The organism is Mesorhizobium carmichaelinearum (genome assembly GCF_900199455.1).
In the GTDB taxonomy this organism is placed as follows: Bacteria; Pseudomonadota; Alphaproteobacteria; order Rhizobiales; family Rhizobiaceae; genus Mesorhizobium; species Mesorhizobium carmichaelinearum.
In genome coordinates this window covers 40,093-52,824 of sequence record NZ_FZQR01000020.1, presented here as the reverse complement: position 1 = coordinate 52,824, position 12,732 = coordinate 40,093, and the positions used below count along the sequence as shown (strand labels likewise).

Below are 12,732 nucleotides of genomic sequence, written 5' to 3'. Positions count from 1 at the left end.
TCTTAGCATGTGAATGATCCTGCTTTGTTCTATCGGTAGAGCCGCAATCGCCGCATCTAGGCGCAACCGGTAAGCCGGATCGTCTAAATCCGACACGGCGAACGGGTCGTGAGCCCCAGCAGCCGCCTCGACCTCCGGTGACAGCTCACCGCTTTCCTCGTCATATTCGAGCGGTCGGGAACGGTTCTCGTCGCGCCAGGAGCATCGCGCCGCAGGCTAGCCAGCGCGCCGTCGAAACGCACCTCGAAGTAGTCGACCTTGTCGACATAGGCGGCGCGATCCGCCGACAACAGCTCGACGAACCGGCCGAACACCTTGTCGCGCACGACTCCGCGCGTCAACGATTCCGTCTTGCCATCAGGGCTTTCCGCCCTGGACAAACTACGCATTACCCGTTCAATCAGGATCCGATAGAGGCGCTCAAACCACATTTCGTTGTTATCGCGACGGCTCGTGCGGATGAAATAGACGAGACATTCGCTGGGGACATAGGCTGGGTCGGAGCGCTTCCTGATTGCAACCCTGGCGATCAACTCGTCACGCGACAGGGCCGCCAGTTCGGCGATGAGCGCTTCTACCCTCTGGTCGCGCTTGTAGAGTTCGCCGCTGAGGCGTCGCTTGCGCAGCGGTGTTACTACCGCTTGGCGCATGCGCTGAGCGTCTGCCTCTTGCCCTGCGTCGGCAACTCCCTCCACCTGGTTCATCGCGCCGCCTCGCTTTCCATATCTCCCCTCTCGTTCAGACGCGTCTCGAGCGAGCGGATGCTGTCGAGCACCGCCTCGAACTCGGGAGGATCGCCGAAGATCATACCCTTCATGGCTCTGTAATCGACGCGCAACTGTTCGATCATGGCGTCATGCGGTGCAAGCGCGAACGAGCCAGGCACGGCGCTCGCGAGATCGAAGTCCGGTCGATTGAAGAACATCCGGGCATGCGCGACGCAGTCCGCGCCGAGCGCGCTGTTAGCGATGGCTGCGTCGCCCACCGGCGTCGCGTCGAGTTGGTGCAGATCATAGTAGTGTCGAGACACGCGCTGGCCGCCCCCACGCAGCTCTCCGCGCTTGTCGAACCAGCGCCGCAGCCCATGGAGGATGACGATCTTATCCCAGAAGGTGCGTTCAGGGTCGACCGTTCGCACGGCCGGCACGATCAGGTCGAGTGCCGGCAGATCATCATCGACATAGGGTTTGATCGGCACTTCGCTATTGGGGTCGAGCGCGGATTTCGCGCCAGACTCGATCTTGATCGCCGCTCGCACATAATCCGATCGCGGCGTCGTCGCCGGGTACCAGATCAGCAGCGTCTGCCCATCGGGATCGGCATCGTCGGCGTCCACCCGTCCCGCCCCGGTATCGAGGCCGCCTGCCTTAAGCCTTTCTTGTAGGATCAGAGTCAACTCAGCGCGCAGCGGGCCGTTGATGTAAGCTCGGCAGGCGTCCTTGATCGCATCGAGGCGCGCCTTGCGTTTCTTACCGCTCAGCGCGTCGAGCTCCTCGATGGTTGCCGGTTCGCCAATGTCGTCCCGAAAAACCGTGACGTCGATATCCTCTGAGAAGCGGTTGATCAGACCGAAGCCTTTGGACAAGGAGGTTCCGCCCTTGAAAAGAAGGCGGGGTCCCCCCTCTTTCAGTCCATTGAACAGGGCATCCAGCGTCCAGCAGACCCAGAAGTCCTTTTCGATATTCTGGGATGCCGTGCCGAGGCGCAGCGCCGTCGTATCGAAGGCGCTTAACATCGTGTCCGACCCTGCCGCGAGGACCTCGTCGAAAGCCGCATTCATGTCTTCGCGGTCCGGGTTGCGCCGCGCTTGGCGGTTCGTGTCTTGTCGGCAGAGTGCGGTTTCGGCTTCCGTTGGCCGATGGCTGCGTGCTCATCGTCGCCGTCCCTCGTTCGTTGTCGCTGATGATCATGATCAGCATCGGCACCAGCATGATCATCATCGCCGACATGCCAACGACCAACGCCGGCGTCGTTTTCGACAAGCGGCTTGAGAAACACCCACATCCAGGTTGGCAGCGCCGTCATACCCGTAGTGATGTCAGCTTTCAGCGCTAGGCCCGCAACGGGATCTTCGAAGAGCTTGGCGAGCTTGCGCTTGACGTGATCACTCTCTCCTTCACGGACCAGGAGATCGCGGAGCCAGTAAAGTGCCTGGACGACGCGCATCGCCGGTCGTCCGGCCCAGAACAGCTTGCTGGCCGCGGTCGGACGGAAGGTGATCGTGACGTTACCGAGCTTGATCGCGCGACGGCGGGCGTCTGTGTGCACCACGATTTTTGCCGGGACGGCGTCGGTCAGGCCCAGATCGTTTGCTGCGGTCATGCCATCGACAAGCATCCGGGTTTGGTCGCGTCGACCAACGGCGTCGATGACCGAGCGCGGATCGGGCGGGTTGGTTTTTTGGGTGAGCTTGTTGAAGCCAGGCTGATCGTAGAGTCCTCGATCGATTCGCCTGAGGGTTTGGGCTTTCGCCAACCGCTGCAACGCCTTATCGACGGCGTCCCGCGAGGCGAGATCCACGAAATCACTGGGCGTCCACACCTTGCGCGGCGCGTCGGCACGGATGCGGTCAAGCATGGCTGTCTTCAGATCGGGCGAGTCGCTGCTCATGTCCGAAAATTGTAGACGTTTTTCGGACGCTCAACAAGCAGACTGTCCGAAACATATATACAAATTTCGGACAGAGCCATCTCATCTCCGCTTATGACCGATCCGGTTGCCAGTCGCTCATCTGCAAAATGTTTCCGCCGAGTTTTGCGAACGCGCGTTGGCGGCAGGAGAAAACGAGAATCTGCTGATCGCGTGATTGACGATGCAAAGCGTCGAACATGCGCTCAATGCGATCGTCATCGGAATAGACCAACGCGTCATCTAGGATGACCGGTGTGGGTCGCCCGTCGCGGGCGAGCAGACGGGCGAAGGCCAGCCGGGTCAGAACCGAAAGCTGTTCTCGCATGCCGCCACTCAGCCTCTCGACATCCTCGTCCTGACCATTGCGGCGAACGGTCTGCGGCAACAGTGTGTTCTCGTCGAACACTATGGAGATGTCATCGAATAGCAATCCAAGCAGCGGCCGCAGCTCGGACATGACCGGCTTCAGATAAAGATCGCGTGCCGTCGAGCGCGCAGCGACCAGCGTCGTACGCAGCCGGTCGAGGACGGCTTTTTCGAATTCGAAGCGTCTCGCTCGCTCTCCTGCGACTTCCAATTTTTCTGTGGCCTCGCGCAAAGCTTCTTCCACCGCGTCGTCGGACCGAGTGCGAATATGGCCATTGAGATCGGCCAGGGTTACACGCAACTGACTTGCTTCCTGTGTGGCGGCATCCTGAACCGAACGGGCGCGGCGCAGAACGGCTTCGACGCTGGTGAGATCGTGAGCGCCATCGCGCAGGGGAGCAGCGCGCATTCCGGCCGCTTCGCGCAGCTTTTGTCGTGCGGTGGCCTCGGTGAGCAGCAAGCGCTCCTTTTCCTCGCACGCTGCATCGGGTCCCAATATGACCTCGAGGCTGGTCAGTTCCGCCTGGACGGTGACATAAGCCGTCTCCGCGGCCATGACAGCCTCGTCGGCATGGCTGCGCAAAGGCAAGGCCTCGCGCACGCTGTTACGTGTTGTCGCCACACGCTGCTCGGCTGCGGCATGATGTTGCCGGATCTGTTCCGGATCGACTTTGAGTTCGAGGTCCCCGGCCCCGAGGGCACTCAGACGAGCAAGCTCCTCGTGCAATTGCTGTATCCCCTTGGGCGCCAGATCGGCAAGCCGCTGACGCGCCAAGCCCAGTTCGGCAGCCTTGTCGCGCGCTTCCACCAGGCGCTGGCGCGCCGTCCTGAGGCAGTCGACACCGAGGGACGCAAGCAGGCTGCGGTGCTTCGCTTCGGCGTCTTCGATGGTCCGGTCGGCCTGCTGCGGCCGATTCGATCGCAGGGTCAAGGCTCCGATGCCGGCAATATCCAGGCGCACGGTGCCAGCAAAGTTTTGGTCTTCTGCATGGGGCAAGGGCTTGGCATCGATCGTCACCAAATCGGCGGCGCCGTCCCGGTATTCCATGCATAGCGTCGGCAGGGTTGCCAGGTGAGCTGCACGAAGGCTGGCGATCTCGATTTCGAGCGCTTGCAGCTGCTCGACAGCCTGTTCCGGCACCGCCAGCATCGCCAATGCTGCCTCTCCATCTTCGATCTGGGTTCTGGCGACTTCGGCTTGTTTCAACCGGTTGTCCAAGCCGGCTAGTTGTTCGGCAGCGTCACGCGCCAAAAGGGTCGCATCCAGCCGCGCGAGCAATTCGCGAGCTTCGCGCTCTTCCTGTTCGGCTGCTTGAACCTCGGCCATCGCTTGTTCGTTTTCGGCGATGGCTGAAGCGCGACGATCGAGAACCTCACGGCGGCGAAGCTGCGCAATAGTCGACTGCTGGCGCAAATCCGCGGCTCGTTTGAGCGCGGCCCGAAAACTGTCAAGGGCCTGCTGCGCCGCGTCGTGGTGAATTGCAGCCAGGGCAGCTTCCGCCTCGGCTGCTTTCAAGGCTTCGCTGTGCGATTTGGCGGCTCCGACTGCGGCTTCCGCGGCCGAGATGGCTTCCCGCCGGGTGGCGCCTTCTTCGGGGGTTTCAAGCTCAGACAGACGCGCCAACGCAATGCGCCGCTTGTCGAGCGCATCGCGCAGACCGGTGACTTCGGCGCTGAGACGCTGCTCGTCTTTCAGCAGCTTATCACGCTCATCCAGCGCTGCCGCATAGAGACCACCACTCTTGGGACGCAGCGTTGATGTGACCAGGCTATAGAGTTCTTCTTCGCATGCGGCGGCGATTTCCGCCATGCGCCGCCCACCGGTCAGGGCTTCAACTTCCCCCTGAACCGAGGACAATAGGCTTTCGCGCACGCGTTTTTCGCCGTCCTCCTCGTTCTTGCTGCGCCTTTCGATGCCGGTGACCCCTTGGCGAACCCAGAGCAATCCTGCCGGTCCTGCGCTTCCGCCATGGATTAGTTTGCCGATAAAGGCTTCGGCCTCATCGGCTTGAGCCAACAGTCGCCCGCCGTCGAGGTCAATAACGCTGGCCAGCTTGCCACCATAAAACTGTTTGGCAAGCCGATAGCGTCCTTCTGAAGTGGTGATGTCGGCCTCCACCACCGGATTGCCCCCACTATAAGGCCGCAACAGTCGCACGCCTTCGGGTGTGCCGGTATGAGGCTGGAAAAAGAGTGCGTGCAGCGCTTCGAAGAAGGTTGATTTGCCGAACTCATTGACCGCGCAAAGGACGTTGACGCCGTCGCCGATGTTTTCGATGGCGACGCCTTGCCCGGCGAACCGTTTGACGTTGTGGAGCCGAAGGGCCGTAAGTTTCATGATCCCATCGCCTCGCAATAGCTGAACAGCCGAACCAGTGCTTCTCGCGATATGTCGCGTTCGACAGCCGACCGGGTTTCGTCGCTGCTTTCCTCCAACAGTGCCTGCGCTGCCTCGCGAAGGGCACCAGAGCGATCGATTCGATCCAAATCGCCACTTTCGCAGTCGGTCGCGAGCCCGTCCCCGTCCAGCTCCAGATAGGCGAAATCGGGCGCGGCTGCCGCAATCGCCGCTTGAAGGACCGTTCGCCCACTTAACCGCACCCGGCCAGACGCGCCAATTCGCAGCAAGGTCTGACGCCGCAGATGTGGCGGTGGAAGCAACGCTTCAAATGCCGCCGCGCTGTCGTCACCCGACAGCAGATGCAGGGGAGCGGTTTTCCAGGAAAAGCTGGCTGTCTCGACGGCCGCGATCTCCGGCATGGCGCCGGGCCCGGCAATGGAAACGACAAGGGCCTGGCCGGGTGTGTCATGTTTGAAACGGTCAGGTTCTGGCGCACCGCTGTAGCGGCTGCGCTCATTGACGGCGACGGGGCCGTGCCAGTCGCCCAGCGCCAGGTAATCGAGACCGGCCTTGGCCGCGCGATCTGGCGCAATGATGTCGGACGCTGCGGAATCCTCGGAAAAGGACTGAATGGCGCCATGAGCAAGGCCAAGTCGGATGGCGCCTTGCGGAGTCATGGCGCTGTCCATCCACTCGGTAAGGTCGCGACCGGGCCGGCGGGTCGTACACGGGGCAGGCAGCAGCGCCACGCCTGCGGCAATGGTCGAGACTTCGGGCCGGATCGCCAGCACGATATTGTCCGGCACAACGCTGCCCGCTGCACTCCACAATTGATCAGCCAACAGGGAATCATGGTTGCCGGGCAGCAATATCCAGCGCAGGGGCGCGCTCTGGCTCATCTCGGCCATGGCTTGCCGCAACATCGCTGGCGTGGGCGTTTCGGTATCGAACGTATCGCCGGCCAGAAGTATCGTGGAGGCACCATGGACGCGTGCCTGCTCTGCCAGCCGGCTGATCGCGCCATGGCGCGCTTCACGGAGCCGCCCGCGCAGATCCTCCGGCATGTTGCCGAACCGCTTGCCGATATGAAGATCGGAGCTGTGGATGAATCGAAACATGGAGTCTCCGAGAACTATGTCGATGCCAGGTTGCGCCGGGCGCGATCGATCGCTTCATCCAGCCGGGAGCGTGATATCGCCGCAAGTCGCTCGACGCCGAGCATACGTGCAAGGTCGAGAGCGGGATCCGACTGTTCCAGAACGTCCTTGTTCGCGACGACGACAGCGGCTAGCTCGGCGATTGGAATGTCGGCAATGGACCGGCGGGCATGGGCGTCAAACGGCATGCGATAATCAAGCAGATCGACCACCGTCCCCTTCTTCCATAGGAAGCTGCCGCTGGATTCTTCAGTTCTATCGAAATCGCGCAGATGCAGGTCGATCCGCTCCCGAATCTTGTTGCCTGTTCTGAGCCAGCCATGCGCCCGTGCGATGCGCTGCGCAAGGACGTCTTCTCGTAGCGGGCCTTCCTGTTCGATCACTGCGTCGACCATGGTCCGCAAGGTGCCTCGATAGGCGAAGTCGTAAAAATGATCCGGGCTGGTAGCGAATGCTGATAGGTCAGTGAGGCGATAACGGTCGTCCGTCGGTACGGAATCATGCGTCGAATTCGCGGCAGCGGGCAAAATTGCTCCAGATGCTGATGGGTGTTCTACCGTCGCGGCGGGAGCGGCGACAAGTTCTGGCTCTGATTTTATCGACAAGTTTTCAGGTTCGCCGATCGACGCAAACTCTTCGGCTGGCAATGGATCTATGGGGTCGACCTTATGTCCCATGTCCCATCGGATCGCCGCTTCACTTTCCTGTTGTTCAGCTTGCTTGCGACGGCTTTCCTCGAGCAGCGCGGCCAGGCTGGCATGAAGCCTCTCGGTGCAACCTTCGAGATCAAACCACCAATCGGTTGACCATACCCGGACAATGTTCCACCCGAGGCCCCGAAGGACCTGCTCTCGGACCTTGTCTCGATCTCGCGCCGTGGCAGAACTGTGATAGGCAGCGCCGTCACACTCGACCCCAGCCAGATAGGCACCGGCGAGATCGGGATGCCGGATCCCTATATCCACTCGAAAGCCAGAAATGCCAACTTGTGGAACGATGGTCCATCCGCGCTTCTCAAGCTCGGCGGCTACAGCCTCCTCGAAAGGGGATTCCAAGGCCCCGACCGATCCGCGTTCTTGCGCTGACAATGCCACGGCGCCGCGCTCGGCAAAATCGAGGAAGGTTTTGAGATGCTGTACACCGATTGCCTTGGTCCGGTTGGGGTCGATCTGGTCGGCGGTAAAACCTGAAAATACTATCAGTTCCTGCCGCGCACGCGTCACCGCGACATTCAGCCGGCGTTCGCCGCCGTCCCGATTTAGCGCGCCGAAATCCATGCTTCGCTTGCCGGCGTTGTCTTGCGAGAAAGTAATCGAAAACAGGATTATGTCGCGCTCGTCGCCCTGGACATTTTCCAGATTCTTGACGATGGCGGGTTCAATACGATCGTCGGCAAAGAACCATTCAAGCTCCGGCTCCGTCTGTCGCGCCATGTCGAAAAAGTCGAGGATGAGCGACTGCTGTTGCGCGTTGAAGGTGATGACTCCGAGCGTGGGTCGGTCCTTTTCTGGAAGGGTCAGCCAACGCCGCATCCTGCTGACCGCCTCATCGGTGACCGCTTGGGCTTCAATGCGGTTGGTGCGACTTTTTCCACGATCGTAGATGCCGGTCGTGATTTTTCGCAGCTGCACCGCCCGATCTTCCACCGTTGGGGAAGGGAAGGTGATGAGCCGATTCTGATAGTAATGATGATTGGAAAAGGCGATCAGCGACTCATTGCGGCTACGATAATGCCAGCGCAGATCACGCACCGGGATGCCGGCCGCTTTGGCTTCGTCAAGAATGCTCTCAAGATCCTTTTCGTGCTCGATGACCTCCTCGTCCTCCTCGTTGCGGCCAAAGAAATTGGTGGGCGGCAACTGCTTGGGATCGCCTACGATTATGGTTTGATGGGCTCGCGCGATAGCAACGACAGCGTCCCAGGTGGTGATCTGCGATGCTTCGTCGAAAATGACCACGTCGAACAGCGCCTGATCGGGAGGTAGGTATTGAGCGATTGAAAGAGGCGACATCAGCATGCAGGGCGCGAGCTTGACAAAGCTCGACGGCATAGCGCCGATCATTTCGCGGATTGACCTGCTAGGTCGCTGCAATTCCATCTGATGGCGCAACAGGCCCAACTCGGAATTGCGAGGGACGCTTTGCACAGCCGGCAGACCATGAGCGATGGCACTGATGACGCGAAGGCTTGCTTGAGTGCGGACAAGATCGTCGATTTCCCGGAAATCTTCGATGGCATGCTCATGCTGGAAGCGCCGGAAATCTCGCAGCACCGGATCGGCATCCAGTGTGGCCGGCAGCCACCAGCGTACATAGGCCAGGCGGAACGCAGATTGAGCTTCGGTTGGTCGCACCAGACCCGCCTCGATATCGTCGACCAACGCTCCCAGATTCTGACTTACAGCTCTGCGACGAATGCCGCACCACGAAGTCCAGTCCCGCAGAAGATGACGGGCATCGAGCAAGTCTCCCATTGCGGTCGTCAATTCGGTCAGTGGCTTATCATGTCCTTCCCACGAAGGCGTCTTTCCAGCAGGGATCGCAAATTGGGTCCTCGCAGCCTCGAATGCTGTAGAAGCCGCAAGGAAGCGGGCCGCCCCATGGCGCATCGCGCTATCTGCTGCACCGCTTCGCAGGCTCGGGGCGGTTGCTTGGAGGAGCGCTCTGAGATCCTCCGTGCCGAGGCCGGGCAGGCGTAGCGTCTGTCGAAGCCTTTCGGCGATCGAGAGTATCTGATCGATACTATGGGTGTCGGTATCAAGTGCAGCAAATCCGACCGGCTTCCCAGATAGGATGTTGGCTTCGACAGTGGCGCGGCGGTCCTGCATCACGCGCAACAGTGACAAGTCCCGCTGAGGATCGGCCACGCCCTCTGTCACATAGCCTTGAAGCAGCTTCTGGACTTTGCGTTTGCCCAACTGACTGTTTGGCCAGAAGGCAGAAGCGGCCTGTTGCCATTGCTGCTCTATGTCCTCCACTCGTATGCGCGCAACGGCAGCCTCGTCATAGCGTGCCGACAGGTCCTTGCGAGACTTGCGATAGTCGCCGATTGCATCATTGAGAGTGGAGAGGGCTCCCCGCAACTGGGCGAAATCTCGATCAAAGACAACGCTGACGTCATAGCCGGCACTGTCCTGGAGTGCCCCTGCTAGTTTTCGCAGCGCTTCGAGCTCCGCGTTTGACGCATCGCCTTTTGCGCGCAGGCCGATGCTCACCAGGAAGGCGTCAAGTGCGTTGGCTAGAACCTCGGACGCACTCTTGAGGGTCTTTGCCGCTTCGAGCAAATTGTCCTGCCAGCCTGACGTCCACTCGGTGACATCTATGAGACGCAAGACCGGTCGCATCTCTACTGACTGAAACGCGAGACCTGTTTCGGCGGCAATATGCTCCAGCGCCAGCCGGCCTGCCTCGTCGTGGCCATCGCGCGATGGCCACGACAGTCTCGGAGCCCGCTGTTGCTTGTTCTTAAGAGCGATGCCAAACGCCAGATAGGGCGTGAGACCATTGATATGGCGCCGATGTAGCGCTTCTACATAGGCATTCAGTTCGTCGCGACGGACGCGAAGCCGCTCGTTGATCGCAATCCATTCGGCTCCGTCCACGCGCACGCCGCTTTCCCAGCTGATCCTGAGCTGGTTGAGAAAGTTGCGTCGGTCCGCCTTGCTGGAATGGAGTTCGAGACAATGCGCGCCCAAGCCATGTTCGCGAAGGCGACGATACACCACATCGAGCGCCGCCGTCTTCTCGGCCACAAACAGCACGGTTTTGCCAACTGAAAGAGAGTTGGCAATCATGTTGGCGATGGTCTGGCTCTTGCCGGTGCCGGGAGGACCGATGATGACAAAGTCGCGACCCTCGGCGGCGGCAAGGCTTGCGGCGGTCTGTGAGGAGTCGGCTGGCAGCAGTGAAACGATATCGGACGGGGCATAGTGCCGGTCGAGTTCGCGCTCGCCCCGGAATGATGAAGCATTGCCCTCGAACGCTATCTCCGGCGTATCGATCAGGTGTCGTACGACGCGGTTTTCGCGCAGCGCATCGGTACGCTCGACCAGATCCTTCCACATGAGAAACTTGGCGAAGGAGAAGGTCGAGAGCGCCGTCTCGTCCACCACCTCCATGCCGGGGACGTCGCGCACTGCCTGTCGCATGAGACTTAGCAGACGCGGCACATCAACGCCGCTTTCGTCTTCGGGCAGCTCACCAGAGAACTGTGGCAGTTTGAGCTCGAAGTCGCGCTCAAGAAACTGCAACAAGGTTGCGTTGAACCGCGGCTCATCTTCATGAAAGCGCAAGGTAAAACGCGATGTTGCGCTGCGGCGCTCGATCTTGACCGGTACCAGCAACAATGGCGCGCGATAGCTGCGCTCGTCCTCCGGCTTTTTCTTCCAGCGCAGGAAGCCGACTGCCAGGAAAAGCGTATTCGCGCCACCCTCGGCAAAGTCGTTGCGTACTTGGCGGTAAAGATCGATCAGGCGGGATTCCAATTGGTGTCCCTCGAGCGTCGATGGGAGCTCGTCTCGCAGGAGCGCTTCTGCCGCAAAACCGCGCTGCAGGTCGCGTCCATGGACTTCGCGATAGAGGGCAGCATCCCGCTCGCCCAATGGATTTTGTTCGGGCAGCGATATGAGCCTGATCGAAGCACCCGCCATCAGGCGATCTTCGAGATAGCCGACGTCAGTACAAAGAAACGGAATTGTCTTCTTGGAGTCCGGAAAATTGAGCAGACGGTTCCGCAGTGTCAAATCAAGGAGCTTTTTCTGCCAGCGGTCGATCCGCCCGGCAGCTGTCGTCGGCTTCACCTCAACGATGTCGGCAGGCTGGGCTGTCACGGCCGGTGCCGCTGGCAGCGGCAGCGCGTTTTCGGTTGCCACTTCTGTATCCACGTTGCGACGCATCGGTTCGTGCGAGGCAAGCGGTGTAATGCCGCCGCTACGCGAGCGGCGAATATCGATGGCGGCGACAAAGGTGCCTACCTGTGTTTCGTCGAGCCGTTGTTCGATTGCTCGTTGCGCAGCCTCCAGCGTCATCGCCGGCCGATGCGTTACACCGGTCGTCTCAAACACGATCAGTTCGCGCGATGCCAGCGCCTTGCGGATCTCCATGGCATCGGCCTCGATGGCGTTGGCGAGCGTCTTTTGTGTCATCCAGACGCCGACGGCAGCGTGGCCCTGGAACATAAGCACGACTGGGTGCAGGCCCGTCGCCTCCAGGGCGGAGGCGAACAACAGACTGGCATCGAGACAGGTAGCCAGTCTCTCCGCCGCAATTGTTGAGGGACGTCGGATTTTTTGGCCTCGGCTTTCGAAGCTTGCAGGAGGCTCTGCATAATGCAGGGATAGACCGGCAACCGCCGAATAAATTGCGGCCGACAGCATGAATGCGCGTTGCGGATTGCCGCTTTGATAGCCATCGAGGCTGGATGCATGACCATGCGCTGCGAGCCGCTCCGCTGCGGAACGCAGCAGTCCTGCAATCGCTGGATCGTTCGGCATGACGAATGCGGGTAGTAATTGCGCCATATCGATGACGCCACCCCATTCGTCGCGGGCAAGCAGGCGCACCGCAACGTGATGCTCGGCCAGCACTGCGCTTCCTGAGGTCAGGCGCAACGTTATCTCCCCGCGCTCAGCCTCGTTGAGACCAGCCAGATAGCTGGCGTCGAGATCGATTTTTCGATCGCTTAAAGGAAGCCGGTCGCCAGCAACGATCCGATCAATTGTCCAGCTTTTGGCCCGCAAAAAAGGGGGGTTCGATGTGAGCTCGAGAGTGCATTTTTCGAAACCCTGCTGGGTTGGGTTGTTGAGCGCGATAGACCGGATCACCGGAATAGCATTTTGGAAGGACGCATATGTAAAGCTGGCGGCGATGTCCGCCACGAGTTCCATTACGGGCGCGGCTGATATACCGGCGGCATCGCCAGTGTCCGAACTCGTTTCCATGCCCCGTCCCCTATTTCATTTACGATAGAACTTTGCGGCCAGAATTTGAAAGTAAATTCTCGGTACGGTCGCTGCTCATGTCCAGCAGCATAGATGTGTGGCGGTCCGGTCGCCATGGACCAAGCGCTGCGCGCCTATCGCGAGCGCTATCGCAGCTCGATGACGACGCGCATCTGCCGCGTTTCATACTGTCGTCGTGGCGCCTATCGCGGACTCGGGGCCCAGCCCGGACAAGGACGCGGCCTATCGGTGAGTGGCGGTCGAATTCCGCCCATGACTATCGAAAGGAACGCATTTT

6 protein-coding genes are annotated in these 12,732 nt (G+C 60.4%); all 6 read right to left on the bottom strand.

All coding sequences use genetic code 11. The features are described 5' to 3' along the window. Positions 1 to 83: 83 nt before the first annotated feature. Positions 84 to 704, bottom strand: coding sequence for a hypothetical protein (locus CKW40_RS31725; protein WP_439331017.1), 621 nt, complete (start codon positions 702 to 704; stop codon positions 84 to 86). Continuing rightward, the gene (locus CKW40_RS31720; protein WP_095203694.1) at positions 701 to 1,780 is read right to left on the bottom strand and encodes a nucleotidyl transferase AbiEii/AbiGii toxin family protein; all 1,080 of its coding nucleotides are present in this window, start codon (positions 1,778 to 1,780) and stop codon (positions 701 to 703) included. Before CKW40_RS31720 ends, CKW40_RS31725 begins: the two co-directional genes overlap by 4 nt. Further along, entirely contained in the window at positions 1,777 to 2,577 is an 801-nt protein-coding gene (locus CKW40_RS31715) for a DUF6088 family protein (RefSeq protein WP_244571367.1), read from the bottom strand. Before CKW40_RS31715 ends, CKW40_RS31720 begins: the two co-directional genes overlap by 4 nt. A gap of 124 nt (positions 2,578 to 2,701) precedes the next feature. Beyond that, positions 2,702 to 5,335, bottom strand: a complete 2,634-nt coding sequence (locus CKW40_RS31710) for an AAA family ATPase (protein WP_095203692.1) — start codon at positions 5,333 to 5,335, stop codon at positions 2,702 to 2,704. Next, positions 5,332 to 6,456 (bottom strand): metallophosphoesterase family protein, encoded by a 1,125-nt coding sequence (locus tag CKW40_RS31705; protein ID WP_095203691.1) that lies wholly within the window; start codon positions 6,454 to 6,456, stop codon positions 5,332 to 5,334. The genes CKW40_RS31710 and CKW40_RS31705 overlap by 4 nt, the downstream gene beginning before the upstream one ends. A gap of 14 nt (positions 6,457 to 6,470) precedes the next feature. Beyond that, a complete protein-coding gene (gene proA / locus CKW40_RS31700) occupies positions 6,471 to 12,434 on the bottom strand; it encodes an anti-phage protein ProA (RefSeq protein ID WP_095203690.1) in 5,964 nt (1,987 codons plus the stop codon). Positions 12,435 to 12,732 lie beyond the last annotated feature (298 nt).

What these genes read in the sequence shown, in the direction of transcription:
- CKW40_RS31725 (WP_439331017.1), bottom strand. Translation starts at nt 704, where the DNA reads ATGAACCAGGTGGAGGGAGTTGCCGACGCAGGGCAAGAGGCAGACGCT.
- CKW40_RS31720 (WP_095203694.1), bottom strand. Translation starts at nt 1,780, where the DNA reads ATGAATGCGGCTTTCGACGAGGTCCTCGCGGCAGGGTCGGACACGATG.
- CKW40_RS31715 (WP_244571367.1), bottom strand. Translation starts at nt 2,577, where the DNA reads ATGCTTGACCGCATCCGTGCCGACGCGCCGCGCAAGGTGTGGACGCCC.
- CKW40_RS31710 (WP_095203692.1), bottom strand. Translation starts at nt 5,335, where the DNA reads ATGAAACTTACGGCCCTTCGGCTCCACAACGTCAAACGGTTCGCCGGG.
- CKW40_RS31705 (WP_095203691.1), bottom strand. Translation starts at nt 6,456, where the DNA reads ATGTTTCGATTCATCCACAGCTCCGATCTTCATATCGGCAAGCGGTTC.
- proA (WP_095203690.1), bottom strand. Translation starts at nt 12,434, where the DNA reads ATGGAAACGAGTTCGGACACTGGCGATGCCGCCGGTATATCAGCCGCG.